The following is a 24727-nucleotide window of genomic DNA, read 5'->3' on the forward strand; positions in this document are numbered from 1 at the left end:
GGGGGGGTGGGGGTTCTACCCCCCCGGGCCGCCGGGGGGGGGGGGGGGGGGGGTTTGGGGGGGGGGGGGGGTGTTTCCCCCCCCCCCCCCCCCCGACCCTTTCCCGCTGCTAAGCCACCGGGCGCCATCGTCAGTAGCGCGGCTTCCGGGTCAGCGCCAGGCCGCCCAGCAGGAAGGCGACCCCGAGCACGCCGGCGACCACCGCGGAGGTGGTGTCGGCGGGCTTGTGGCTGGCGTCCATCACGGCGGTGACCAGGCCGGCGACGGCGCTGATGTAGCAGAAGATGGTGATGAAGATCTTCACCTTGGGGTGCATGGAGGTGGTCCTTTCCGGTTTCCGGGAGGGGTGTGGTGCGGTCGGGCGGTTTCCTGCGGTCAGGCGGTTTCCTGCGGTCCGCGGCCCGCGGGTGCGGTCGCGGCGGCGGTGAGGCCGAGCAGCATCACCCAGGCGTCGGGGTCCGACCGGAAGCGGTTCCAGCGGTCCGCCGCGAGGGCGAGTTCGGCCAGTGAGAGGACGCCCCGGGCGACCAGCGGCTCCAGGCGCCGCGGGCCGAGCTGCGGGGCGAAGGCGTCGGTCGGGTGGTCGTCGTTGGTGGTGGCGAAGGGGCGCAGCACCGGCTGTTCGAAGCCGGCCGCGCGCAGCAGCCGGGGGAGCCGGCGCCCGATCGAGCGGTCGCCGCCGTCGGCCCGCTGGGCGGCGGCCATCTTGGCGTGCACGCCCGCGAGTTCGGGGTACGAGGGCTCGGCGGCGCCCCACAGCGCGGAGTCGACCTCGGTGACGGCGACGGTGCCGCCGGGGCGCAGCACCCGGCGGACCTCGGCGAGCACCGCGACCGGGTCGGGCACGTGCTGGAGGACGTAGCGCAGCAGCACGAAGTCCACGCTCGCGTCCGGCAGCGGCAGGTCGGCGCCGTCGGCGACCAGCAGGGTCACCCCGGGGCCGGCCGCGTGGGCGAGCAGTTCGCCGTCGATGTCGGCGGCGATCAGTTCGGTGCCGGCGGGCAGCGCGGCGCGCAGCCGGCGGGTCACCGCGCCCGGCCCGGCGCCGAGTTCGAGCACCGTGCGGCCCGAGGGGAGGCCGAGTTCGCGCAGGATGCGCAGTTCCTCGGGGAAGGAGAGCGCGGCCTGCGCCTCCAGCCGGTCGAGTTCGGCGGCGAGGCCGCCGCCGGTGGTGCGGGCGGGGTCGTAGGAACCGCCGACCGGTCGTACGGAGGTGCTCATCGGGGCCTCGCGATCATCGTCATGCCGTGCTTGGGGCGGAGGGTGACCAGGGCCTCGGGTTCGACCGGGAAGCCCTCGACCAGCTCCAGCCGGACGGACTGGAGCAGGGAGGCGAGCACCAGGACGGCCTCCAGCATCGCGAAGTGCTGGCCGACGCAGATCCGGTCGCCGCCGCCGAACGGCAGGTAGAGGTGGCTGGGCAGGTCGGCGCCGTCGAAGCGGTCCGGGAGGTACGCGTCCGGCCGGTCCCAGTACTCGGGGTGGCGGTGCAGCACCCACTGGCTGACGCACACCAGGGTGCCGGGCTCGACGTGGTACCCGCCGATGACGTCGGACCCGACGGCCCGGCGGGAGATCAGCCAGACCGGCGGGTAGAGCCGCATGGCCTCCTGGATCGCCCGCCGGCAGGCCGGGAGCGCGGCCAGGTCGGCGGCGGTCGGCGGGCGGCCGCCGAGGACGCGGTCGACCTCCTCCTGGACCTTGGCCAGCTCCTCGGGGTGGCGGTCGAGCAGGTGGAGGGTCCAGGTCAGGGACTTGGCGGTGGTCTCGTGGCCGGCCATCACGATGGTCAGCACCTGGTCGCGGAGGTCCTCGTCGGAGACCAGGTGGTGGCTGGACATCAGGGTGTCCAGCAGGTCGCCGCTCGCCCCCGCGCTGCCCCCGCCCGCGCGGCGGGCGGCGATCAGGGTGCGGGTGACGGTGTTGAGGAACACCCGGGCGCGGCCGAAGTCGGCGTACCGGCGGGCGGTGTCGGCCGGGTCCGGGTCCGGGGTCGGTACGTAGTGGCCGATGCAGCGGTTGACGGCGTCCACCGCGCGCGCGAAGCCCTCGCCGATGCCGTCGATGTCGGCGCCCAGGATGGCGTGGGTGAGGATGCCGAGGGTGAGCGCGGTGAGGTGCTGGTCCACCTCCAGCGGGGTGCCGGCCTCGACGGCGGGCCGCCAGCGCTCCAGCATCTGCGCGGTGGCGTCGGTGACGATGCCGTCGAAGGTGCGGACGGCGCTGGGGCGGAACGCGGGCGCGGTGAGGTGCCGTTGGCGGGCCCAGTCGGCGCCGTTGCTGGTCAGCAGCCCGTTGCCGAGCAACGGGCGCAGCATGGCGTCGTCCGGGGTGCCCTCCTTGGTGTAGTTGGCGCCGTTGTCCTTGAGGACGTGCCGGGCGTACTCGGGCCGGTTGAGCAGGTAGACGGTGTCGCCGTCGGCGCGGTGCCGGGTGACGTCGCCGTAGGTGCGGGCCAGGCCGGTGATGAAGTCGAGCGGCGACTCCCTCATCAGCGCCATGTCGATGTCGTCGGCAGGGCCTGGCGGGACGGTGTGCGTAGGCACGGTGCGGACCACCCCCGTGTTTCCTCTCGGTGCTCACCCGGGACTTCCGGAATGCGTACGCGCCCGGCGAACACATACGTACGTATTTCCCGCTGAATTCCCCGTACGCATTCGGATGCGTATGTCGATACGTATTCTGATGCGTATTCAAGGGCGCGGGACGCCTGAAATCTACCGCACCCGCCGCACGTGCTCAATACTTAGTCCGGGCACCGGAAGTGAGGTCTTGGCGGCCCATTGCGGCCGTGTCATTCTTCATTCGTCGGCAGCGCCGGGAAGCACGGAAGTGCCGAGGCCTGCCGACGACCAACCGGAATCCAGAGAAAAGGAAATTCTCATGGCTTTGGACCAGAGGAAGCGGGCCGAGTTCGTCAACGGCTACACCCGCGCCCTGATCAGCGCCTGGTCGAGCGAGGAGTACGCGGCCCGCCTGCGGACCGACGCCCGCGCCGCCCTCGCCGAGGCCGGCCTGGAGCTCCCGGCCGACGCCGAGATCGTCATCGTCCAGACTGCCGCCGAGGGCGAGCAGGAGGGCAACCTCGAGGTGCAGGTCGAGCTGTACGAGATCGGTCTGGCGACCGGCCGTTACGAGTTCCACATCCCGGAGACCCCGCAGATCGACACCGCCGAGCTCAGCGAGGGCGACCTGTCGGACATCGCGGCCGGCGGCAACTCCTGCTGCTGCCCGTGCTGCTGCTGCACCTGATCCAGCCGGGAAACCCGCAAGCCGGGCAAGGTGCCCGGCCGGTCGACCTGATGACCAGGCCGACCTGATCACCCCACCAAGGAGCGATCCACAGTGGCGACTGCCGTCGGGGAACACCCCGTCTCAGTCCGCGGCCTTCGCAAGAGCTACGGCGACTGGCACGCGGTCCAGGGTCTGGATCTGGACATCCACCAGGGTGAGGTCTTCGCCCTGCTCGGGCCGAACGGCGCGGGCAAGACGACGACCGTCGAAATCCTGGAGGGCGTCCGCCAGCGAACCGGCGGTGACGTGCGGGTCCTCGGCTGCGACCCGGCCGAGGACCGGCGCGACTGGCGCGCCAGGATCGGAGTGGTCCCGCAGACCACCGGCGCCTACTCGGACCTGACGGTCCGTGAGGTGGTCGAGCACTTCGCGGCGTTCTACCCGAACCCGCTCCCGGTCGGCCAGGTCATCGACATGGTCGGACTGGGCAAGCACGAGAAGAAGCAGAGCACCGACCTCTCCGGGGGACAGGCCCGTCGGCTCGACGTCGCGGTGGGCATCGTCGGCGACCCGGACCTGATCTTCCTCGACGAACCCACCACCGGGTTGGACCCGGTGGCTCGCCGGGAGGCCTGGGACCTGGTCCGCTACTTCTCCGAGCGCGGTCGCACCACCGTGCTCACCACGCACTACCTCGACGAGGCCGAGGCGCTGTGCGAGCGCGCCGCGGTGATCGTCGCCGGCCGGGTGGTCCAGTGCGGGCCGCTGGCCGAGTTCGGCGGCCGAACGCAGACTCCGACCACGGTCTCCTTCCGGATTCCGCCGGAGCTGGCCGGCCGCGCGCTGCCGTCGTTGCCACCCGGGGCCGACCCGGCCCCGGTGGGCGCGGACGGCGTGCTCAGGATCGGCACCCACGCCCCGACCGCGCTGCTCGCGGCCCTGGTCCCGTGGGCGCACCGGGCAGGGGTGGGCGAGCTGCCCGAACTGCGGGTGCACCGGCCGACCCTGGAGGACGTGTACCTGGACCTGATCAGGGAGCACGCCGACGGCACCGACCGCGGCGCGGACAACAGCCAGCTGATCTCCGAGACGGGGACCCGATGACCCTCACCCAGACCCCCGTCGCCGCGCCGGCCCGCGACGGAGCCCGGCGCGCCGGACGGATGCCCGGCGTCTGGCGGGCCTCCGCGGCCCGTTCCAAGGTCGAACTACGGGCGTTCTTCCGGAACAAGCAGTCGCTGGTCTTCACCCTGATGTTCCCGGTGATCCTGCTGTTCGTCTTCGGCTCGATCTTCTCCGGGAAGGTGGCCGGCACCGACACCGACCTCAAGCAGGTGTTCATGGCCGGCATCATCGCCGCCGGCGTGATGAGCACCTCCTTCTCCGGCCTCGCGATCAACATCGCGATCGAGCGCGACACCGGCACCGTCCGCCGGCTCGCGATGACCCCGATGCCCAAGTCGGCGTACTTCGTCGGCAAGCTGGTGCGGGTCATCGTCACCACCGCGCTGGAGGCCGTGCTGCTGATCGGCATCGCGCTGGCCCTGTTCGGGCTGCCGCTGCCCAGCACCCCGGAACGCTGGTTCACCCTCGGCTGGGACCTCGCGCTCGGCACCGTCGCCTGTGCGATGGCCGGCGCCGCCTACTCGGCGCTGATCCCCAACAGCCGGTCCGCGGCGGCGATCGTCACCCCGGTCTTCATGGTGCTGCAGTTCATCTCCGGCGTCTTCTTCCCGTTCGGCCAACTCCCCGCCTGGATGCAGACGGTGGCGGCGTTCTTCCCGGTCAAGTGGATGGCCCAGGGCTTCCGCTCGGTCTTCCTGCCGGACTCCTTCACCGCCGTGGAGCCCGCCGGGAACTGGGAACTGGGCCACATCGCGATGGTCCTGGTCGCCTGGTCGCTGGCCGGCCTGGTGCTGACCGCCTTCTCCTTCCGCTGGCGCGGACCCAAGGTCCGCTGAGACCCCTCGGAGCTGGAACATGACGACGGCACCGGTGCGCCTGCCGGACCACCTGATCCACCCGTTCGCCCCCGCCGGGCGGGCGGACCCGCACCCGGCGTACCGGTGGCTCCGGGCCAACGACCCGGTCCACCACGACCCGGCGTCCCGGCTCTGGCTGGTCACCGCGCACGCCGACTGCGCGACGGTGCTGCGCGACCCGCGCTTCTCCGCCGCCCAGGGCCAGCGGGAACGCGCCCGCGACGACGCCCTGCCGCCGTCCATGCTCACCACCGACCCGCCGGACCACCAGCGGCTCCGGGCCCCGGGGGCGCTGCTCCTGGGGCCGGCGGCCGTCCGCTCCCTCGCCGACGGGCTCGCCGAGGACGTGGACGCGCTGCTCGACCGGCTGCCGGCGGGCGGGCGGGTGGACGCCGTCGCCGACCTCGGCCGGCCGCTCGCCACCGCCGTGTACGCGCGGCTGTTCGGCCTGCCCGCGGCGGAGCTGCGGCGCTTCGAGGCGCTCGCCCGGGCCGCCTCCGTCAACCTCGACCCGATGGTGCCCCCGGCCCGCGCCGCCCTCGGCCGCAGCGCCGCCACCGCGCTCACCCACTACCTGGACGGGCACGCCGGCCGGGTCCGGGACCGGGACGTCCCGCTGGCCGCCCTGGCCGCCGACGACCGGCTCAGCCGCGCCGAGATGCTCGGCGTCCTCAACCTCGCCGTGATCGGCGGCTGGCAGCCGCTCGCCGAGTTCGTCGGCAACGCGCTGCACCTGCTGCTGCCCGACCGCCCGGCCGTCGCCCGGCTCGCCGCCGCCGACGAGGACCTCGCCCGCCTCGCGGTGGACGAACTGCTCCGGCTGGAGGCCCCGATCCCGTTCACCGCCCGGGTCACCACCGACCGGGTCGAACTGGCCGGCGGCGTGCTGCCGCCCGGCGCCCGGGTCCTCGCGGTGCTCACCGCCGCCAACCGCGACCCGGAGGTCTTCGCCGACCCGGACGAGCTCCGCCTCGACCGCAGCCCCAACCCCCACCTCGGCTTCGGCGGCGGCCCGCACTTCTGCCTGGCCGCCCCGCTGGTCCGGCAGACCGCCGCCCTCCTGCTGCCCCGGCTGGTCCGCCGCTTCCCGGCCCTGCGCGGCCCGGACGGCGCCCCGGACTGGGACCAGAGCCTCGTCCCCCGCCGACTGCGGGCCCTCCCGATCGAGCTCGGAGCAGCGCTGTGACCAGCTACGACGTCATCGTGGTCGGCGCCGGGGCGTCCGGCCTCACCTGCGCCCGACTGCTGTCCCGGGCGGGTCTGCGGGTCGTGGTGCACGAGGCCCGGGAACGGCTCGGCGGGCGGATCCACACCTTCCGGCCCGCCGACGGCGGCCCGCCGCTGGAACTCGGCGCCCAGGTCGTGCACGGGGACCGGAACCCGGTGCACGAGCTGCTCGGACCGGGGAGCACCGGCGCCGTCCCGCGCCGGGTCACCGCCCGGATCGTCGAGGACGGCGCCGAGCGGTCGATGGGCGCGCTGAGCGCCGGCCGCCGCGCACCCTGGCTGCTGGAGGCCGCGCTGCGGCGCACCCCCGGCGTCACCGGCCTGTCCGTCGGCAGCTGGCTGCGCGCGTGCGGCAGCACCGGCGCCGAGGCCGCGGCCGCCACCGAGTGGTTCCGGCAGAACTGGGCCACCGACCCGGAGCGGCTCAGCGCCGCCGGGGTCGCCGCCGCGCACCGCGGGGACACCGCCGGCGAGGGCGAGTACGCCGTCGACGGCGGCTTCGCCCGGCTGCCCGAACGGCTCGCCGACGGCCTGGACGTCCGACTCGGCTCGGTGGTGCGGGAGTTGTCGTACGAACCGGGCCGGGCCACGGTACGGACGGACGCCGGGAGCGCGGTGGCCCGCGCCGTCGTCCTCACCGTCCCCCCGGCCGCCCTCGGCGGCATCGCCGGGCTGCCCGCGGCCAAGCTCGCCGCCGCCGCCGGGCTGCCCGCCGGGGACGGCTGCTGCGCCGTGGTCACCCTGGACCGGCCCGCGCCCGACACCGTGATCGTCTTCGACGTGGACGGCCGCACCGGCTTCACCCGCTGCGCCGCCGGGCGCCCCGAGGTGCTGGTGGTCGCCAAGGCGGGGGCCGCCGCGTCGCTGCGCGCGGCCGTCGCCGACCGCACGGCCCTGGCCGCCCTGCTCGCCACCGCCCTGCCCTGGACGTCCGGCGCCGCCGTCCTGGACACCGCGGTCGCCGACTGGGGCCAGGACCCGTACGCGGGAGGGGCGTTCACCGCCCCCCGGGCCGGGCTGGAGGACGCCGCCCGGCGCTGGGCCGAACCGGTCGACGACACCCTCTTCCTCGCCGGTGAGGCGACCGTCGCGGGTGAGCAGCTGCCCTGGGTGCAGGGCGCCCTGGCGAGCGGCGAGCGGGCCGCGGAACAAGTCCTCAAGGCACTCCGACGGACGCCGTCCGATGAACGACCTCCGATGAACGCCACCCGATGAACGCCATCCGATGAACGTGAGCCCGATGACCGTGCACCACGGCTGGTACCTGCTGGCCTTCCGATCCGAACTGGCCGACGACATCACCCCGTTGGCGATCGGAGCGCGCCGCCTGATCGCCGTCCGCGAGGGCGGGCGGGTCCGCGTCCTGGACGCCAACTGCCCGCACCGCGGCGCCCACCTGGGCTACGGCGGGCGGCGCGAGGGCGACTGCGTGGTCTGCCCCTTCCACGGCAAGCGGATCGGCCTCGGCGACCCGTCCAAGCACTGGTCCGTCGCCGAGCACCGGGTGCTGGAGTGGGGCGACGCCGTGTTCGTCCGGCTCTCCGACCACCCGGACGGCGACCGCGGCTTCGAGCGGGCGGTCCGGGGCTGGCAGGACGAGTACCCGCTGGTCGCGGCCGTCGCCCTGCCGGTCGCGGTGCCGCCCGAGTACGTCGTCGAGAACGCCTTCGACCCGGACCACTTCAAGGCCGTGCACGGCGTCCCCGGCAACCGGGGGATGGCCACCCGGGCGGGCGAGCACGGCGAGCTCGTCATCGAGGGCGAGTTCCTGATGCAGACCTCGCCCTGGCAGGACGCCCGCACGCTGGAGGAGATCCGCTGGGAGGCGGTGCGCACCGGCCGGGTCCGCTGGGACTTCAAACCGCGCTTCCACGCCCAGGCGTTCAGCCCCCACGTGGTGGTCACCGAGTTCGGCCCGCCCGAGACCCGGCAGGTCATCGTCACCGGCTCCGTCCCGACCGGGGACGGCGGCTGCGTCGCCCGGGTCGCCATCGGCGTGCGCGAGGACCAGCGGGCGGCGCTGCCGGCCCTGCTCGGCGGCAGTGAGAAGGCGCTCGCCGAGGACAAGGTGGTCTGGGAGCACCTGGACCACACCATGACCCCGCGCTACGACGCCCGCGACGAGCCGGTGCTCGCCTTCCGCCGGTTCTGCGCCGACTTCGGAGCCCGACTTGACGACTGACCTGCACCTCCACCGCCAGGGCGACGGCCCGGCCGTGCTGTGGATCCACGGCTACACCATGGACTCCACCACCTGGCAGCCGCTGTGGGACCGCCTCCCCGGCTTCACCCACATCGGCGTCGACCTGCCCGGCCACGGCGGCTCCGCCCCGCTCCTGCCGGGGCTGACGCTCCCGGCCCTGGCCGGGCGACTGGCCGAGGTGGCGGCGGACACCGGCGCCCGCCGACTGGTCGGCCTCTCCTTCGGCTCCGTCTCGGCCCTCCAACTCGCGTTCCAGGAGCCCGGGTCGCTCGACCGCCTGGTCCTCGCCGCCCCCACCCTGGCCGGCACCCCCAACGAGGACTCCGCCCGGGTCCGCTACCAGCAGCTGTCCATGCTCCACCGCATGGTCGGCCCCGGCGACCAGCTCGCCGACCTCTGGATGCAGTCCCCGCCGGACATCTTCACCGGCACCCGGCGCCACCCCGAACTCCGCGCCGCCCTGCGGGAGGTGGTCGCCCGGCACAGCTGGGCCGAACTCGGCAACCGCGCCATGGACGCCCTCACCGCCCACCGGCACACGGTGGACGACCTGCGCCGGATCACCGCCCGCACCCTGGTCGTCCTCGGCGACGAGGACATGCCCGCCTTCACCCGCAACGCCCGACTGCTGCGCGACACCGTCCCGGACTGCCGGCTGGCGACCCTGGCCGAGACCGGCCACCTCCCGCTGCTCGAACGCCCCGACGCCTGCGCCGAGTTGCTCGCCGCCCACCTCGCCTGAACCGTCCTCGCCCGAACCGTCCTCGCCCGAACCCCGGGCCCGCCCGAACCCCCGACCGTCCAGGTCGCATTCACGCCAGCCCCGCGACCGGTCCGCTGCTGGACTGGTCGCGTGTCCACCACCCTCCACCCCACCCCGCCCGCCACCGCCCCTGCGCCCGAACGGGGTTGGCCGGCCGTCCTCGCCGTCACGACGGGGATCTTCGCCATCGTCACCACCGAGATCCTGCCGGTCGGCCTGCTCACCCCGATCGGCGCCACCTTCCGGATCTCGGACGGCACCGCCGGGCTGATGATGACCCTGCCGGGCGCCGTCGCGGCCGTCGCCGCCCCGGCCGTCACGGTCGCCGTCCGGCGGGCCGACCGGCGCGCGGTGCTCTGCGGCCTCATGCTCGCCCTCGCCCTCGCCGACCTCCTCAACGCGCTCGCCCCCGGCTACTGGGCGGTGCTCACCGCCCGGGTGGTGCTCGGGGTCGTCATCGGCGCCTTCTGGTCGCTCGGCGCCGGGCTCGCCCCGCGCCTGGTCGGCGCGCGGCGGCAGGGGCGGGCCAACTCCGTCATCTTCTCGGCGGTCCCCCTGGGGTCGGTCCTCGGCGTACCCGCCGGGGTCCTCCTCGGCCACCTGGCCGGGTGGCGGGCCGCGTTCGCGGCCATGGCGCTGCTGAGCCTCGCCGTGGCCGCCGCCCTCGCCGTGACCCTGCCCCCGCTGCCGCCGCAGACGCCCACCCGCCCCGCCGTGCTGCGCGGGCTGCTCCGCACCGGGCCCGTCCTCGCCGGTCTCGCCGCCACCCTCCTCCTGGTGACCGCCCACTTCGGCACGTACACCTATGTCACGCCCTTCCTGGCGGACGTGACGCACGCCGGGCCGGGGGCCGTCTCCGCGCTCCTGCTGGTCTACGGGGTCGCCGGTGTGGCGGGCAACTTCGCCGGCGGACTGCGGGCGGGCCGGAGCCGGGCCAGCCTCACCCTCGCGATCGGCCTGCTCGCGGCCGCCGTCCTGCTGCTCCCGGCCTTCGGGAGGTCCTTGGCGGGGGCGGTGCCGCTGCTCGTCGTGTGGGGCCTCGCCTACGGCGCCGTCCCGGTCTGCGTCCAGAGCTGGTTCGTCCGCGCGGCCCCGCAGGCCCCGGAGGCGGCCACGGTGGTGTTCACGTCCTCCTTCCAGGCCACGATCTCGCTCGGCGCCCTGGCCGGCGGAGCGGTCGTCGACGCCTGGTCGCCGTCCGCGGTGATGGTGGTCGGCGGGTGCCTGGCGCTCGCCGCCGCGGCGGTGGCGCAGCTCGCCCCGCGGTCCGTCGCCACTGCCTGAAAGCCCGAGGAGCGGGAAGTCGGCCCCACCGACTTCCCGCTCCGGTACCGGGGGGGCGCTACTCCTGGAGGAAGGTCTCGCTGAAGCTGGTGCCGCCGGAGCCGAGGCCGCCGGTGGTGGCCTCGTAGCCGGCGTTGGAGCTGGGGTCGAGGGCGACCGGGCCGGCGGAGCCGAGGGACTTGCCGTTGACGGTGGCCGAGGTGAAGTTCAGGGTCCCGAAGTCGGGGTAGGCGCCGGTCGGCGACTCGATGATGACCTCGGCGCTGGTCCGCTGGGCGCTGGTGGACTTGGTGGTGGTGTAGGTCCAGCCCTTGGAGGAGTCGGTCAGCTTGAGGGTGTACCGGCTGCTGCCGGCGTAGGTCACCGAGGCGCTGATGTGGTCGCCGGCCGACACCGGGTACGAGCTGAGGCTCAGGTAGACCGGGGCGGCCGGGTACATCTCGTACCAGGCCTGGTCGACCGGGCTGCCGCTGGAGCAGTCGGTCGCGACGCCGGTCTGCTCCACGCTGGAGGAGCCGTACCCGTCGATGCCGACCCACGGGGCGTAGAGGTCGTTGCTGGAGTTGCAGGTCGCGTCGGGCTCGGTCCAGGAGGCCGCGACCGAGCTGAAACCGCTGCCCTGGGCGGCGTAACCGCCCCAGTTGTAGCCGTTGGTGTTGTACGAGAGGGGGCGGAAGGCGAGCCCCTGGACGGCTGCCGCGGTGCTGGGGGCGGCGGGGGCGGCCAGCGAGGTGGCGGCGGCCGCGAGGGTGACGACGCGGACCAGGAATCTGCGCATGGTGGCTCCTTCGTGAGGGGACGAACAGGAGCGCACACGCCAACGAGGGCCGTGGGGGCGGCCGTTGGCGGGTGGCAGTACAGCTTGAGCCGACTGTCATGACCGGGGCAAGAGGATCAGGGGGAAGGTTGGCCAAGCCATTGCACTGTCGGGTGCACTTCTTGACGATCCGTCCACGGACCCAACGGGCCGCGCCCCGGCGGCAGTTGCTCGACGGGGCGCGGTACGGACCGGGGCGGAAGGGGATCAGGTCACCCGGACCGGGCGGACCTCGACCAGGTCGCCGGGGGCGGCCGGCATCCAGCGGGCCCAGGCGACCGCCTCGGCCTCGTCGGCCACGTCGATCACCCAGAGGCCGCCGAGGTGCTCGTGGCCCTCGCGGTAGGGGCCGTCCGAGACCGGGGTCTGCGGGCCGCCGGGGTTGCCGCCGGGCACGACGAGGCGGGCGCTGCAACTGCGGCGCAGGCCGCCGCCGTACCGCACCGTCACCCCCGCGTCGTGCAGGGCGCGGCCGAACCGCGCGTGGGCGGCGTCGAGTTCGGCCTGCTCGGCCTCGCTCAGTCCGTTCCAGACCCGCTCGTCGCCGTGAATGAGCAGGGTGTATTCCATCGTTCTCTCTTCTCCGTCCAACTGCTACATCTGTCGGCTCGCCAGCCGGGCGAACAGCCCGTCCCGGTCGGCCAACAACTCCTCGTACCGGCCCTGCTGCACCACCCGGCCCTGGTCCATCACGATGATCCGGTCGGCCTCGGCGACCGTGGACAGTCGGTGGGCGATCACCACCCGGGTGGCGTTGAGTCTTCGGGTGGATTCGGTGACGAGCCGCTGGGTCGGGTTGTCCAGGGCGCTGGTGGCCTCGTCGAAGAAGACGATGCGGGGCCGGGAGACGAGGGCCCGGGCGATCATCAGGCGCTGCCGCTGGCCGCCGCTGAGCGTGCTGGTGCCCTCGGACAGGACGGTGTTCATGCCCATCGGCATGGCGGCGATGTCCTTGTCGATGCCGGCCATCTCGGCGGCGGCCCAGGCGTCGTCCAGGGTGTGGTTGGTGGAGCCGACGATGTTGGCCTTGATGTCCCCGGCGAGCAGGGCGCCGTTCTGCAGGACCACCCCGCACTGGCGCCGGACCGCGGAGACCTCCAGCTCGCCGAGGTCCTGGCCGTCGTAGAGCACGGTGCCGCTCTCGGGGCGCTCGAAGCCGAGCAGCAGGCGCAGCACGGTGGACTTGCCGCTGCCGGACGGCCCGACCACGGCGACGAACTCGCCGGGCTCGATGGCGAGGGTGACGTCCTGGAGGGCGGCCGGGCCGTCCTCCCCGTAGCGGAAGGTCACGTGGCTGAGGCCGAGGCGCCCGGAGAGGTCGCCCGGGTCGGCCTTGCTGTCGTCGACCTCGGGCTTCTCCTCCAGGATCGGCCGCAGCCGCTCCAGCATCGGCACCACGCCCATGGCGGTGACGGCCGCGGAGGTGAACTGGAGGCTGGAGGCGATCAGCAGGTTGAAGGCGGTGAAGAAGGACAGGAAGACCGGCACCGGGACGTCGCCGTCCAGCGGCCCGGCGATCACGCCGAAGACCACCACCGAACAGACCAGCGGGAAGCCCGCGTTGAAGGTGGTGACGGCGTTCTGCACCCGGCGGGAGGAGGCGGCCAGGCCACGGCCCTTGCCGAGTTCGGCGGCCCACACCCCGAACACCCGGTCCTCGGCGGCGGTGACCCGCAACTTGGGCACGGCGGTCAGGAGTTGGAAGACCCGGGCGGAGGTGGCCTGCTCGTGGGAGTACAGCCGGCGCTGCCAGCGGACCTCCAGCCGGCCGGCGGCCAGGCCGACGCCCACGCCGACCAGCACCAGCAGGGTGGCCAGGCCGGCCAGGCGCAGGTCGTAGAAGTAGACCAGGACGAGGTTGGCGAGGCCGGTCAGCAGCCCGAGGGTCGCCGTGGTCATCATCCCGGAGAGGGTCTCCTGGGCGGCGCTGACGCCGAGCACGGTGGTGCCGAGTTCGCCGGTGGAGTAGTTGGCGAAGAACGGCGCGGGCAGCGAGAGCAGCCTGGTCCAGACGCCGACCTGCATCGCGGCCGTGGAGCGGCTCTCGATCCGCAGCACGGCGATGTTCTGCACGATGGAGAGGGCGGCGACGGCCATCGCGGAGCCGATCACGACCAGCGCGCCCTCGGTGATCAGGTTGCGCTGGGCGTGGGCGACGAAGGTGCCCAGCACCTCGCCGGTCATGATCGGGACGAGCAGCCCGATCAGCGCGACCAGGGCGGCCATCCCGGTGAACATCCACAGGTCCTGGCGGTTGTTGCGCAGGCCGAAGCGGAGCAGGGCGGAGACGGACCGGACGGCGGAGGGAAGCGGCCGGTACAGCACGGTGGCCTTGTTCTGCAGTTCGGCGGCGAGCTTCGGGGTCAGCGGGGTGACGGCGCCGCCCTCGGCGAGCACGTAGCCGGTGCCGAGCGGCAGCAGGGCGACGGGCGCTCCGGCCTTGCGGTAGCCGACCATCGCGCCGAGGTCGTCCCGCCACCAGGTGCCGTCCAGCCGGACGGAGCGGGTGCGCACGTGCGAGGCCAGGGCGATCGCCTGGAGCCGGTCCAGCCGGTGGTGGTGGCCGGTCCCGGCCACCGGGGCGGTGACGCCGAAGCCCTCGTGGGCGGCGACCAGCCGGGCCGCGGCCAGGGTGGGCTCGTCGCCGGTGGCGTCGCCGATCCGCAGCCGGGAGGAGGTGTCGCGCAGGATGGTCTCGAAGCCGCGCGCGGAGTCGGCGAGGGTGCCGGCGTCGCGCTCCTGGCGGGTGGCGATCTGTTTCGTCTCGGTGCCGCGGCGGCCCTCGATCCGGCGGTCGACGGTGTCCAGGAGCCGCCCGCAGTGGTCGGCCAGGCGTTCCCAGAGGCCGCCCCGGTCGAGCAGTTCGCGCGGGGAGCGGGCCCGTACGGTGGCCGGGCCGGTGGCGACCAGCCAGTCCCGTTCGGTCAGCAGGACCTCGGCGCCCTCGGTGAGTTCGCCGCTCGCGCCCTCGGGCGCCTCGATGCCGCCCTGCTCGACCCGCACCCACTGGAGGCCGTCCACCGAGCGCAGGGCCTGGCCCTTCTTGAGGGCGGTCGGCCCGGCCGGGTCGAGCGGGGTGAACTCGCGCGGCGGCAGGGTGTCGCGCAGCGCGCCGGCCAGCGCGGTGAGGCCGCGGGCGAGGCCGGCCAGGAACTGGTCGGCGGCGAGCCGCGGTCCGTCCTGGTCCCGGCTCCGGTCGGCGGACAGCGCCTCGACCCGGGAGGCGGCGAGGAAGGCCGCGTCGGCGCCGAGCACCGGGCGGGCGACGATGCCCCGGCGGGCCCCGTCGGCGGCCGCGCCGGGCACCAGGGTGCCCGCCTCGATCCGGCAGAGGAAGTGCCAACGCCCCCGGGGCGCACCGGAGTCGAGGTGGACGGCGAACAGGTCGACGGCCCCGGAGCGGACCAGCAGCAGCTGCCCGGGGTCGTCCAGCACGAGGTAGCGGTCGGAGCGCGACTCGGCCGCGCCGGTGAGAACGGGCGAGAACGCCTCGGTGGACAGACTCACAGTTCGTCCTCCTCCTCGCGGCGCGCGGACTCGATCAGCGCCGTGTAGTGCCCGCCGAGCGCCAACAGCTCGTCGTGGGTGCCGCGTTCGACGATGGAGCCCTCGTGCAGCACGATGATCTCGTCGGCGTCGCGGACGGTGGAGAGCCGGTGGGCGATGATCAGGCAGGCGCAGCCGCGGCGGCGCAAGTTGTCCATGATCACCCGCTCGGTCTCCGGGTCGAGCGCGCTGGTCGCCTCGTCGAGCACCAGCAGGGTCGGCTCGCCGGCCAGCGCCCGGGCCAGTTCCAGTCGTTGGCGCTGGCCGCCGCTGAAGTTGCGGCCGCCCTCCAGGACCGGGCTGTGGATGCCGCCGGGGCGGGTCATCACGGTGTCGAAGACGGCGGCGTCGCGCAGCGCGGCGGTGACCGCCTCGTCGGGGACGTCCTCGTTCCAGAGCGTCAGGTTGTCCCGGACGGTGCCCTCGAACAGCGAGATGTCCTGGTCGACGTAGGCCAGCGAGGAGGCCAGCACGGTGCGGGAGATCTCCTCGCGGGGCCGCCCGTCCAGCAGGATCCGGCCGGACCACGGGGCGTACAGGCCGGTCAGCAGCCGGCCCAGGGTGGACTTGCCGCTGCCGGAGCCGCCGACCACGGCGACCCGGCGGCCGGGGACGACGGTCAGGCTGAGGTCCTTGATGATCGGCTCGGAGAGCGGGCTGTAGCCGAAGCGGACGTCCTCGAACTCCAGGGTGCCGTCGAGCTTGGGCCCGGCGGGCGGTTCGGGCCGGGCGAAGGCGGCGGCCACCGGGTAGCGCTCGACGTCGTACAGCCGCTTGATGTCGGCGGTGACGTCCTGGAGCCGGCCGCCCAGGTTGGTGAGCTGGGTGACGGGGCGGCTGAGCGCGGCCAGCAGGGTCTGGAAGGAGACCAGGATGCCGACGCTCATCGCGCCGTCCACCACCCGCTGGCCGCCGACCAGCAGGATCAGCCCGCTGTTGAGCGCGGCGAGCATCGGCGGCACCACGGTGAGCACGGCGCTGGGGATGCCGAGCTTCTGCTTGGCGGTGACGACCTTGGCGAGGAAGCCGGCCCAGCGGCCGAAGGCGTCCTGCTCGGCGCCGGTGGCCTTGACGGTCTCGATCAGCGAGAGGGTGGTGAAGGTGGTCGCGGTGAGGTTGCCGCGGTCGGTGCGCAGCGCGGCCACGGCGTCGGTGCGGGCCCGGGCGACGGCCTGCAGCACGACCACGTTGAGCAGCGCCATGCCGACGCCGACGAGGCCGAGCAGGATGTCGTAGCGGATCAGCACGGCCGCGTAGAACAGCACCAGGCCGAGGTTGATCACGGTGAGCGCGAGGTCGCGGGAGAGGATCTCGGCGACCACGTCGTTGCCGGACACCCGCTTGGCGACCTCGGCGGGGCGGCGCTGGAGGAAGAAGTCGACCGGCAGCCGCAGCAGGTGGCGGAAGAACCGGGCCGAGCTGACCAGCCCCATCCGGATCTCGATCCGCAGCAGGTAGTGCCGCTGGACGGAGGTCAGGACGAAGACGACGACGGCGGTGCCGGTCATGGCGGCCAGCAGCGGCAGGAGGTAGCCGCTCCCGCTGCCGGTCAGGACCCGGTCGATGAACACCCGGGTGTAGGCGGGGATCGCGATGCCGGGCAGCACCAGCAGCAGGCTGGCGAGCAGCACCAGCGGCATGGCGCGCCCGGTCGGGAGCCGGCGTTCGAGCAGGGCGGGGCCGATGCCGCCCTTGTCGCCGCCGGGCTCGAAGTCGGGGCCCTTCTCGAAGGAGAGCACGATGCCGGTGAAGCCGGAGTCGAACTCGTCCCACTCCATCAGCCGGGGGCCGCTGGCCGGGTCGTTGACGGCGACGACGGTGCGGCCGTACCGGGTGCGGATGCCCTCGACGACCATGAAGTGCTGGAAGGCCCAGAAGATGATGACCGGGCCGTCGAGGTCGCGGAGCTTCTCGGCCTCGGTCTGGTAGCCGCGGGCGGTGAGCCCGTAGGTGCGGGCGGCGTTCAGCAGGGTGGAGGCGCGGGCGCCGTCGCGGGAGACCCCGCAGACGCCGCGCAGGTCCTCCAGCGGGACCCAGCGGCCGTGGTAGCCGAGGATCATGGCGAGGCTGGCGGCGCCGCACTCCACCGATTCCATCTGCAGGACGGTGGGGACGGCGTGCCGCCAGCGCCGCGGCGCGGCCGCCCGGGTGGGGCGGCCGCGGCGGCGCTTCGGCTTCTCGGGGTCCGGTTCCGGCACGGGGGCGGAGGCCCGGGTGCTCTCCGGGACGGTGGCGGTCATCGGTGCCTCCTCTCAGCGGCCGAGGATCAGGTTGAACGGGGTCTGCTCGCCGACGTTGATGGTGGCGGTGACGGCGACCTGGGTGCCCAGCGGGTTCGGCGGGCCGCTCTGGGAGGTCCAGGCGAAGCCGCTGGGGGTGTTCGGGTCGGGGGTGAGGTCGACGACGACCAGCCGGGGCGCGTCCTTGCCGAGGTAGCGCTGGGCGGCGAGGTCGCCGCCGACCAGGCCGGAGACGGCCTCCCGGGTGAGCGCGTACGGGCTGACCGAGCTGACGGTGCCGCGCAGCAGGCCGAAGGCGCCGGCCGGGGTGGTGGACACGTTGAGGTCGACCTGGTCGCCGGGCTCCAGCCCGACGGTGCGGGTGGCCGGTACGAAGACCATCGCGACCATCCGCTCCTGCGGGTCGTCGACCCGCTCGACCGAGGCGACCGGTGAGCCGGGGGCGACGACCTGGCCGTCGGTGACCGACAGGCCGACCACCCGCCCGCCGAACGGGCTGGTGATCTCCCGGCTGTGGCCCTCGGTGTCCTCGACCCGCACCACGGACTGGCCCTGCCGGACCTGGTCGGAGGGCTTGGCGAGGACGGTGCGGACCATCCCGCCGAACGGGCTCTGGATCATCGCGGTGCCGTGCGGGTGGGTGAGCAGGCCGGGGGCGTCCACGGTGATCGGGATCGTTCCGGCGAAGGTCCACAGCAGCGCGGCGGCCATGGTGATCATCACGACGAACAGGGCGATCCAGCCCCGCGGCGCGGCGAGCAGCGTCGGCGAGTCGAGCTCGTCCGGCTCGCGCATCCGCTGCAGCGCCTTGAAACGGAACTTCATCTTCTGGCTTCTCTCCGTGGGACGCCCACGTCCTGGCGCAGCGTCGGCGGCCGGCTGCCGATCACCAGCTCACCGACGGTGCCCTCGGTGAAGTAGTCGAGGCCGCTGGCCGCGGCGAAGTCGGCCGCGTCGCCGCCGCCGAGGCCGCAGACCGCGAGGTCCATCGCGGTGCCGACCAGGTAGAGGGTCTGGTAGAGCGCGCCGACGTGCTTGAGGACCAGCGGGTAGGCGACCGTCTCGTACTTCCACATCACCCGGCCGAACCGCGCGGTGACCAGCAGCACCACCTGCGGGTCGGCCTGCATCAGGCAGGACTCGCGGGCGCTCTTGACCAGTTGGGCGGTGGCCGGGCTCGGCGCGCTGACCAGCTCCAGCTCGTGCCGGTCCGTCGCGTAGTGCCACAGCCCGGGCTCCAGGCCCGCGCAGGAGGTCACCAGCGGGTACAGCTCCAGCTCGTGCACCGCGCCGCCGCTCGGGTACGGCCGGTCGGCCAGCTCCTGGCCGTCCCCGCCGGTGAAGGTCTGGCGCCGGCGGGCGCTGCGGTAGAGCAGCCCGCCGAGCTGCTCCAGGGTGATCGGCGCCTGCTCGTCGTGGTCGCGCACCGAGCGGCGCTGCTCCAGCACCTCGGTGAACGGCCGGTCGGTGCGGGCGAGTTCGTCCAGGTCGGGGACGGGCAGGGCGACCTTCTCGCCCGCGAACGGCGCGGGCGAGGCGGGCTCGGGGGCGAAGCGGTCGCCGAAGCGGTAGGTGCCGCCGTAGCCGGCCACGCTGGTGGGCCGCCGGGTGCGGGAGTGGAAGGCCAGGTCGGCGGCGGTCCACTGGGCGAACCGCTGCTCCTCGGCCTCGGGCTCGGCGCCGGGGGCGCCGTAGGCCAGCAGCCCGGCGGCGGCGAACAGCCGCAGGGTCTGCCGGACGGCGTCCAGCGGCAGGGCGCCGGGGAGTTGGGCGAGTGCGGCGGGGCTGGTCCAGCCGGCCAGGGCGGCCAGCAGGCCGGCCGCCCGGGTGGTCAGCTGGACGGCCAGCGGGCTGCCCGGGGAGCGCACCAGCAGGGCGCCGTCCTCGACCGCGGCGGTGGCGAAGCGGGACAGCTTCACCTGCCCGGTCGGGTCCGGGGTGGGGCCGGGCTCGGCGGCGCCCCGGCCGACCGGGCGCAGCCGGGCCAGCGGCTCCTCGGTGCCGACGGCGCCGTCCGGGCCGTCGACGGCCAGGTGCACGGAGTGCTCCAGCATCCCGGCCGTGCCGAGCCGGCGGCGGGCCAGCTGCCAGCGCAGCAGCCCGGTGTCGCCGTCCCGGGCCGCGACCAGGGCGGCCAGCTCCTCCTCGGTGTGCTCCCCGGCGGCCAGCGCGGCCACCGCCTCCCGGGCGCCGGGCGCCAGGTCGGGCAGGTCGAGCGCGCCGACCGGCGCGGTCAGCCGGACGGCCCTCGGGCCGAGCGGGGCGAACGCGCCGTCGGGGCGCAGCCGCAGCCGGCGCACCGTACGGGCGGCGGCGGGCAGGTGGATCCGGTCAAGGGCGGTGGTCATTGCGTCGGTACCCGGCCGTTCCTAGAAGAAGACGTTCTTCGGGTTGAGCTGCTCCTCGGTCTGCGGAGCGGCCAGTCGGCCCTGGCGGACCGGCACGTCGTAGAGCCGGCCGGGGGCGAGGCGGCGCCAGAAGTGGCGCATGCCGGGGGCGATCACCTTGACCACGGCGAGGTCGAGGTCGGGGCGGCTCTGGTCGAGCACGATCACCTCGACACCGGCCCGGCGGGCGCGGTCGACGCAGTCCCGGACGTGTCCGGCGAGGTCGTCACCGTCGAGCGGGGCGAAGTCGGCCAGGGTGGTGGCGGCGAGTTCACGGCCCGGCAGCAGCCAGGGCTCGTCCGCGACGGTGGCCGTCCGGCACCACTCCAGGGTCTCCAGGTCGTCGGTGCGGTAGAGGGTGTCGCCGTTCTCGTCCCGCCGGTCGATGAACGGGAGGAACTGGTTGACCTCGGTGAGCGCGCGGATCGCGGCGATCCGCGGGTCCGGGTGGGCGCCGAAGCCGACCATGATGTCCTCGACCTCGTGCACGCGCCGGGAGATCGCGGCGAACACCGGCACGCCGAGGTCGGAGGTGAGGTCGAGCACCCACAGCTCGCGGTCCACCGAGGCGTAGAAGGCGCGCATGGTGTCCACGTACGGGTCGTTCAGCGAGTCGAGGTCGAACTCGGGCTGGGCGGTGCGGTTGTACCACCACAGGGCGACCGCGTCGCGCTCGACGACCTCGCAGAAGCCCTGGAGGATCGCCTCCTCCAGGGTGTTGCCGCTGGCGCAGCCGTTGGAGTCGCCGACGCAGTAGAAGTGCTGCTGGAGGTCGGGGTGGCCGTACCAGGCGTAGCCGGAGGGGACGAGCCGCTCCTCGTCGTGGGTGAGCGACCAGGCGCGGGTCCAGTCCAGTTCGGCGTCGACCGGGAACGGGTCGGGCACCAGGTGCAGCCGGTGCTTGGGGTCGGCGTTCCACTCGGCGCGGTTCGCGAACTGGGCGTCGGAGAACTGGAGCAGGGCGTCCATGTGGACGGCGACGGCCGGGTCGAGGTCGCGGTAGGCGGCGCGCACCACCGGCTCCTCGCCGCGCCAGACCGCCGAGTAGCGCTCGATCGCCTCGCAGATCGCGCTGACCTTGGCCTGGATCTCGGAGCGGCCCTTGCCGCCGCTCTGGCCGCGCATGTTGCGGCGCAGCAGGTCCATGTTGTCGTTCACCATGGCGAAGTTGTGGCCGGCGGTGAAGCTGTAGGTGATGCCGTTGCCGGTGTCGTCGTGCGCGCCGAGCCGGGTGATCGCGCCCAGGTGCGGGCTGATGTGGTGCTTGAGCCGGTCGTAGGTGAACTGCGGGGCCTGGACGCGGTAGCCGCCGTCGGTGGTGTGCCGGGCCGGGCTCGGCCGGAGGACGACCTTGGGGCTGCGCTCGGTGAGCAGTGCCGGGTCGCCGCAGTCGGGGCACTGGGGCTGGCGGACCAGGGTGTGCTCGGTGGTCTGCAGGGTGTTGAGGTCGAGGCTGACCATGGTGCCGGAGAGGGCGGAGCAGCACTCGTCGGCGAGGATGCGCGCGGTCTCGGTGGCGAGCAGCTGGGCGGTCATCGCCGGGCCGGCCGGGATGGCGGCGCGGGTGGGGTGCAGCGGCACGGTCTCGCCGCGCTTGCCGGCCAGGTAGCGCTCGACCTGGCGGTTGCCGCTGATCCGCTGGGCGAGGCAGCTCCAGCAGCCGGTCTCGTCGGGGCGCAGCAGCGGGCCGAGCCAGGGGGAGGTGCCGGTGGGCTTGGCGAGCAGCCAGGGGCGCCGGTCGGCCAGCCGGGCGGTGTTCAGCCGCTCCAGGGCGGGGGCGAGGTAGTCGTCGGTGAGGGCGACGACCATGGTGTCCGGGCCGCCCGTGACGGCCTGGTCCTCGGTGACGGCGCGGGCGCGCAGGCCGGTGGCGGTGAGCGCCTCGACCAGCGGGGCGGCCTCGGCGGCGCCGAGGGCGAGCACCAGCAGCTCGGTGGCCCGGGCGGCCTCCAGGGCGACGGCCGGGTCGACGCCCTGGGCGTCCCAGTAGGCGAGGACGTGGTCCGGCAGTTCGGGCCGGCCCTCGGCGAGGTGCCCGGCGGCCTCGTAGCGGCGCAGTGCGGTCAGCGCCTGGCCGAGCGGGACCTCGGTGCCCAGCGCCTGGAGGATCTCGGCGACGGTGCGCCGTCCGTCCAGGTAGGGCAGGAGGCGCACCGCGGCGGCCCCCGGGACGAGGTAGTCCTGCCCCTCTCCGAGCAGGAAGACCTTTTCTCCCACCGTCTCGGTGAGGAAATGGGCCTTGAGCCGCGGTCGCTCCATCAGTCATCCCCCTGTGTTCACAAGTTCGTCGTGAGTATTCGAGCACGGCGCCAATTGGGCTGTACATACTGCATATCCGTCGGCGCCGTCGAGTTACGCATCGCGTGGAATTGCGTATTCCGTTCGGCCGGTACGTATCCCGGTACGTATTCGCCCGGAACGTTGACAGGGGGGCGCGGCGGGCGATACTGGTGTGTCCGCACGCGGGTACGACGGGGGGTTGCGGTGCCGACTGGAGTTTTGCTGCACCGGGAAACGGAGCTGGCGGAGCTGGCGCGCGCGGTGGCCGGGGCGGCCGCCGGCCGGTCCGCGGTCGTGCTGGTCAGGGGCGCGCGCGGGGCCGGGAAGAGCGCGCTGCTGCGGGCCGCGCTGGCCCGGCTGCCGGAGGGCGCGGTGGTGCTGCGGGCCCGATGTCACGACAACGAGCGGGACTTTCCGTACGGCGTGGTGCGTCAGCTCTTCGACCCCTTCATGCGCATGACAACAGGTGGGGCGCCAAGCCCGCAGTTCCTGGGCGAATCACCCGGGGAATTCCCCGGGACGGCCCTCGCCGGAGATCTGCCGGACGCCCTCGGAAGAGCCCTTCCGGCGGGTTCCGAAAACGCCGGCAACGGGCGCGAAAGGGTGCTGAACGACCTTTTCCACGCGGCCCGCTCGCTCACCGCCCGGACCCCCGTCGTGATGGCCGTGGACGACCTCCACCTGGCCGACGAGGAGTCCCGCCAGTGGTTCTCCTACCTCGCCCGCCGGCTCGACGGCCTGCCCGTCGCCCTGCTCGCCAGCACCGCCGACGAGGCCGCCGACCCGCTCGCCGCCGAACTCGCCGCCCTGCGCCACGCCCGCACCCTCACCCCCGGCCCGCTCTGCGACAGCTGCGTGGCCGAGCGGGTCGCCGAGGAGTTCGACGCCCCGGTCGACCCGGAACTCGCCGCCGTCTGCCACGACCTCTCCCGCGGCAACCCGCTGGTGGTCGAGGAGCTCACCGCCCGGCTGGCCGCCGCCCGGATCAACCCCGGCTCGCCCGACCTCGACAAGGTCCGCCGGATCGGCGCCGGCACCCTCGCCGACACCACCCTCAGCTGGCTGCGGCAGAGCCACCCCCGGGCCGCCGAACTGCTCACCGGCCTCGCCGTCCTGGGCACCGGGGCCGACCTCGCCACCGCCGCCCTGCTGACCGGCCAGGGCGAACTCCTCGCCGACGAGGCCCGGGAGGCGCTGCACCGCACCGACCTGATCGAACCCGGCCCGCCGGAGACCTTCCGGCACGAGCTGGTCCGCACTGCCGTGCTGGCCCGCACCGACCCGCGCGTCCTGGTCGCCCTGCACGAGCGGGCCGCCGCCCTGCTCGCCCGGCTCGGCGCCCCCGCCGCCCGCACCGCCGAACACCTGATGTCCTCCGGCACCACCGGGCTGGACTGGGCCGTCCCCGTCCTGCGCACCGCCGCCCGGGACGCCGCCGCCGACGGCCACTGGGACGACGCCGCCCGCTACCTCCAGCGCGCCCTCGCCGACGCCGCCGACCCGGAGCTGGTCCGCTCGCTCACCGGGCAGCTCGGCACCGTCGAACTCCACCGCGACGTGGCCGCCGCCGCCCGCTGCGCCGCCGGCCTCGCCACCACCCCCGACCCGGCCGAACGGGCCCGGCTGCTCCGGCCGTTCGCCGGGCCGGTGCTCGCCCTCGGTTCGGCCGGCGCCGCCGCCGTCCCGTTCGCCGAGGCCGCCGCGGCGCTCGCCGCCACCCCCGGCCCCCCGGCCGAACTGCTGCTGCCGCTCGCCGCCCAGGCCGCCCTCACCGGCCGGCGCACCGCCCTGCGGCCCGCCCTGGCCGCGCTGCGCGCCGAGCCGGCCGAGCCCGCCGGCACCGCCCTGCTCGGGGCGCTGGCCGCGCTGGCCGCCGCCGGGGGCCAGCCCCGTACGGCGGTGCGGCTGGCCGGGCGCTGCGTGCGCCGGGTCTCGCCCGCCGAGGCCGGTACGGAGGTGCTGGGCGCGGCGATGGCCTACGCCTGGACGGGACGGCTGGACGAGGCGGCCGCCTGGGCCGGCCGGGCGGTCCGCTCCGCCCGGCGCTGGAACCACCGCGGCGAACTGGCCCTCGCCCTGCTGGCCCGCTCCGACATCGCCCACCGGCAGGGCCGGCCGGACGCCGCCCTCGCCGACGCCGAGCAGGCCGCCGACCTGGCCCGGCAGATCCGGGCCGAGGACCTCGCGGGCGCCGCGCTGGCGCTGGCCGTCCGGGCCCGGCTGCGCCGCGGCCTGCCGGTGGACGCCGCCGCGCTGGCCGGGGTCGACCTGCCCGCCGAGGCGCACCCGCTGCTGCGCGCGGTGCTGCTGGAGGCCCGCGGCCTGGTCGCCGCGCACCGCGGCGACCACCAGCAGGCGCTGCGGCTCTTCCTGGAGTGCGGGCACCAGCTGGCCGCCCGCGGTGTGGCCGATCCGGCCTGCGTGCCGTGGCGCGCCCACGCGGCCCAGGCCTACCAGGCGCTCGGCGAGCACGCCGCCGCCCGGACCATCGCGGCCGACCCGCTGCCCGGCGGCGACGCCCGGCCGCGCCCGGCCGAGGAGCGCGGCGGCCCGGCGATCGGCACCCGGGACGCCGGTCCGGTCCGGCTGACCCCGAGCGAACGCCGGGTCACCGAGCTGGTGCTGCAGGGCCTGAGCAACCTGGAGGTGGCCGAGCGGCTCTGCCTCAGCAAGCGCACGGTGGACACCCACCTGGGCCGGATCTACCGCAAGCTGGCGATCAAGGGCCGGCCCGAACTGGGCGCCGCGGTCAAGGCGTTGTGAC

At 74.6% G+C, this 24727-nt stretch carries 19 protein-coding genes; 9 read left to right on the forward strand and 10 right to left on the reverse strand.

Features of this window, described 5'->3' with window-relative positions; genetic code table 11:
• Positions 1-130 precede the first annotated feature (130 nt).
• Genes ACFC1T_RS27820 through ACFC1T_RS27830 form a run of 3 tightly spaced genes read right to left on the reverse strand, consistent with a single transcriptional unit; the run spans position 131 to position 2546 of the window.
• Positions 131-316, reverse strand: a complete 186-nt coding sequence (locus ACFC1T_RS27820; protein WP_360237855.1) for a hypothetical protein — start codon at positions 314-316, stop codon at positions 131-133.
• 59 nt (positions 317-375) lie between these two features.
• Positions 376-1221, reverse strand: a complete 846-nt coding sequence (locus ACFC1T_RS27825; RefSeq protein WP_375892823.1) for a class I SAM-dependent methyltransferase — start codon at positions 1219-1221, stop codon at positions 376-378.
• Positions 1218-2546 carry a cytochrome P450 gene (locus ACFC1T_RS27830; protein WP_375892824.1) on the reverse strand — a complete coding sequence of 443 codons (1329 nt, stop codon included), beginning with the start codon at positions 2544-2546 and terminating at the stop codon, positions 1218-1220. The genes ACFC1T_RS27825 and ACFC1T_RS27830 overlap by 4 nt, the downstream gene beginning before the upstream one ends.
• A 337-nt stretch (positions 2547-2883) precedes the next feature.
• On the opposite strand from ACFC1T_RS27830, the gene ACFC1T_RS27835 reads away from it, so the two are divergent.
• The 8 genes from ACFC1T_RS27835 to ACFC1T_RS27870 all read left to right on the forward strand — a co-directional run bounded on the left by ACFC1T_RS27835 (position 2884) and on the right by ACFC1T_RS27870 (position 10693).
• Positions 2884-3252 (forward strand): hypothetical protein, encoded by a 369-nt coding sequence (locus ACFC1T_RS27835; RefSeq protein WP_223886012.1) that lies wholly within the window; start codon positions 2884-2886, stop codon positions 3250-3252.
• Positions 3253-3345: 93 nt separating this feature from the next.
• Positions 3346-4338 carry an ABC transporter ATP-binding protein gene (locus tag ACFC1T_RS27840; protein WP_375892825.1) on the forward strand — a complete coding sequence of 331 codons (993 nt, stop codon included), beginning with the start codon at positions 3346-3348 and terminating at the stop codon, positions 4336-4338.
• Positions 4335-5195 carry an ABC transporter permease gene (locus ACFC1T_RS27845; RefSeq protein WP_375892827.1) on the forward strand — a complete coding sequence of 287 codons (861 nt, stop codon included), beginning with the start codon at positions 4335-4337 and terminating at the stop codon, positions 5193-5195. The genes ACFC1T_RS27840 and ACFC1T_RS27845 overlap by 4 nt, the downstream gene beginning before the upstream one ends.
• A 19-nt stretch (positions 5196-5214) precedes the next feature.
• A complete protein-coding gene (locus tag ACFC1T_RS27850) occupies positions 5215-6402 on the forward strand; it encodes a cytochrome P450 (RefSeq protein WP_375892829.1) in 1188 nt (395 codons plus the stop codon).
• Positions 6399-7658, forward strand: coding sequence for a flavin monoamine oxidase family protein (locus tag ACFC1T_RS27855; protein WP_375892830.1), 1260 nt, complete (start codon positions 6399-6401; stop codon positions 7656-7658). Before ACFC1T_RS27850 ends, ACFC1T_RS27855 begins: the two co-directional genes overlap by 4 nt.
• 25 nt (positions 7659-7683) lie before the next feature.
• The gene (locus ACFC1T_RS27860; protein WP_375892832.1) at positions 7684-8625 is read left to right on the forward strand and encodes a Rieske 2Fe-2S domain-containing protein; all 942 of its coding nucleotides are present in this window, start codon (positions 7684-7686) and stop codon (positions 8623-8625) included.
• Complete coding sequence (locus ACFC1T_RS27865) at positions 8615-9388, forward strand: alpha/beta fold hydrolase (protein WP_375892833.1); 774 nt, start codon at positions 8615-8617, stop codon at positions 9386-9388. Before ACFC1T_RS27860 ends, ACFC1T_RS27865 begins: the two co-directional genes overlap by 11 nt.
• Before the next feature lie 111 nt (positions 9389-9499).
• On the forward strand, positions 9500-10693 hold the full coding sequence (locus tag ACFC1T_RS27870) for an MFS transporter (protein WP_375892835.1): 1194 nt from the start codon (positions 9500-9502) through the stop codon (positions 10691-10693).
• Positions 10694-10751: 58 nt separating this feature from the next.
• Here ACFC1T_RS27870 and ACFC1T_RS27875 read toward each other — a convergent pair whose 3' ends face one another.
• The 7 genes from ACFC1T_RS27875 to ACFC1T_RS27905 form a co-directional block, all read right to left on the reverse strand.
• Positions 10752-11471: a G1 family glutamic endopeptidase gene (locus tag ACFC1T_RS27875; protein ID WP_375892837.1), complete on the reverse strand. Its 720-nt coding sequence runs from the start codon at positions 11469-11471 to the stop codon at positions 10752-10754.
• 246 nt (positions 11472-11717) lie between these two features.
• Positions 11718-12080: a YciI family protein gene (locus ACFC1T_RS27880; RefSeq protein ID WP_375892839.1), complete on the reverse strand. Its 363-nt coding sequence runs from the start codon at positions 12078-12080 to the stop codon at positions 11718-11720.
• A gap of 24 nt (positions 12081-12104) precedes the next feature.
• A complete protein-coding gene (locus tag ACFC1T_RS27885) occupies positions 12105-15017 on the reverse strand; it encodes an NHLP bacteriocin export ABC transporter permease/ATPase subunit (protein ID WP_375892840.1) in 2913 nt (970 codons plus the stop codon).
• Positions 15014-17296 (reverse strand): NHLP family bacteriocin export ABC transporter peptidase/permease/ATPase subunit, encoded by a 2283-nt coding sequence (locus ACFC1T_RS27890; RefSeq protein WP_375892842.1) that lies wholly within the window; start codon positions 17294-17296, stop codon positions 15014-15016. The genes ACFC1T_RS27885 and ACFC1T_RS27890 overlap by 4 nt, the downstream gene beginning before the upstream one ends.
• A 12-nt stretch (positions 17297-17308) precedes the next feature.
• The gene (locus tag ACFC1T_RS27895; RefSeq protein ID WP_375892844.1) at positions 17309-18121 is read right to left on the reverse strand and encodes an HlyD family efflux transporter periplasmic adaptor subunit; all 813 of its coding nucleotides are present in this window, start codon (positions 18119-18121) and stop codon (positions 17309-17311) included.
• The gene (locus tag ACFC1T_RS27900) at positions 18118-19644 is read right to left on the reverse strand and encodes a SagB family peptide dehydrogenase (RefSeq protein ID WP_375892845.1); all 1527 of its coding nucleotides are present in this window, start codon (positions 19642-19644) and stop codon (positions 18118-18120) included. Before ACFC1T_RS27900 ends, ACFC1T_RS27895 begins: the two co-directional genes overlap by 4 nt.
• 21 nt (positions 19645-19665) lie before the next feature.
• The gene (locus tag ACFC1T_RS27905; RefSeq protein ID WP_375892846.1) at positions 19666-21942 is read right to left on the reverse strand and encodes a TOMM precursor leader peptide-binding protein; all 2277 of its coding nucleotides are present in this window, start codon (positions 21940-21942) and stop codon (positions 19666-19668) included.
• A 240-nt stretch (positions 21943-22182) separates the two neighbouring features.
• Between ACFC1T_RS27905 and ACFC1T_RS27910 the strand changes: the two genes are divergently transcribed.
• On the forward strand, positions 22183-24726 hold the full coding sequence (locus ACFC1T_RS27910; RefSeq protein ID WP_375892848.1) for an AAA family ATPase: 2544 nt from the start codon (positions 22183-22185) through the stop codon (positions 24724-24726).
• The last annotated feature ends 1 nt before the right edge of the window (position 24727 follow it).

This window comes from Kitasatospora sp. NPDC056076, from assembly GCF_042266305.1.
Lineage (GTDB): Bacteria > Actinomycetota > Actinomycetes > Streptomycetales > Streptomycetaceae > Kitasatospora.

What these genes read in the sequence shown, in the direction of transcription:
- ACFC1T_RS27820 (WP_360237855.1), bottom strand. Translation starts at nt 316, where the DNA reads ATGCACCCCAAGGTGAAGATCTTCATCACCATCTTCTGCTACATCAGC.
- ACFC1T_RS27825 (WP_375892823.1), bottom strand. Translation starts at nt 1,221, where the DNA reads ATGAGCACCTCCGTACGACCGGTCGGCGGTTCCTACGACCCCGCCCGC.
- ACFC1T_RS27835 (WP_223886012.1), top strand. Translation starts at nt 2,884, where the DNA reads ATGGCTTTGGACCAGAGGAAGCGGGCCGAGTTCGTCAACGGCTACACC.
- ACFC1T_RS27845 (WP_375892827.1), top strand. Translation starts at nt 4,335, where the DNA reads ATGACCCTCACCCAGACCCCCGTCGCCGCGCCGGCCCGCGACGGAGCC.
- ACFC1T_RS27850 (WP_375892829.1), top strand. Translation starts at nt 5,215, where the DNA reads ATGACGACGGCACCGGTGCGCCTGCCGGACCACCTGATCCACCCGTTC.
- ACFC1T_RS27860 (WP_375892832.1), top strand. Translation starts at nt 7,684, where the DNA reads ATGACCGTGCACCACGGCTGGTACCTGCTGGCCTTCCGATCCGAACTG.
- ACFC1T_RS27875 (WP_375892837.1), bottom strand. Translation starts at nt 11,471, where the DNA reads ATGCGCAGATTCCTGGTCCGCGTCGTCACCCTCGCGGCCGCCGCCACC.
- ACFC1T_RS27880 (WP_375892839.1), bottom strand. Translation starts at nt 12,080, where the DNA reads ATGGAATACACCCTGCTCATTCACGGCGACGAGCGGGTCTGGAACGGA.
- ACFC1T_RS27890 (WP_375892842.1), bottom strand. Translation starts at nt 17,296, where the DNA reads ATGACCGCCACCGTCCCGGAGAGCACCCGGGCCTCCGCCCCCGTGCCG.
- ACFC1T_RS27895 (WP_375892844.1), bottom strand. Translation starts at nt 18,121, where the DNA reads ATGAAGTTCCGTTTCAAGGCGCTGCAGCGGATGCGCGAGCCGGACGAG.
- ACFC1T_RS27900 (WP_375892845.1), bottom strand. Translation starts at nt 19,644, where the DNA reads ATGACCACCGCCCTTGACCGGATCCACCTGCCCGCCGCCGCCCGTACG.
- ACFC1T_RS27905 (WP_375892846.1), bottom strand. Translation starts at nt 21,942, where the DNA reads ATGGAGCGACCGCGGCTCAAGGCCCATTTCCTCACCGAGACGGTGGGA.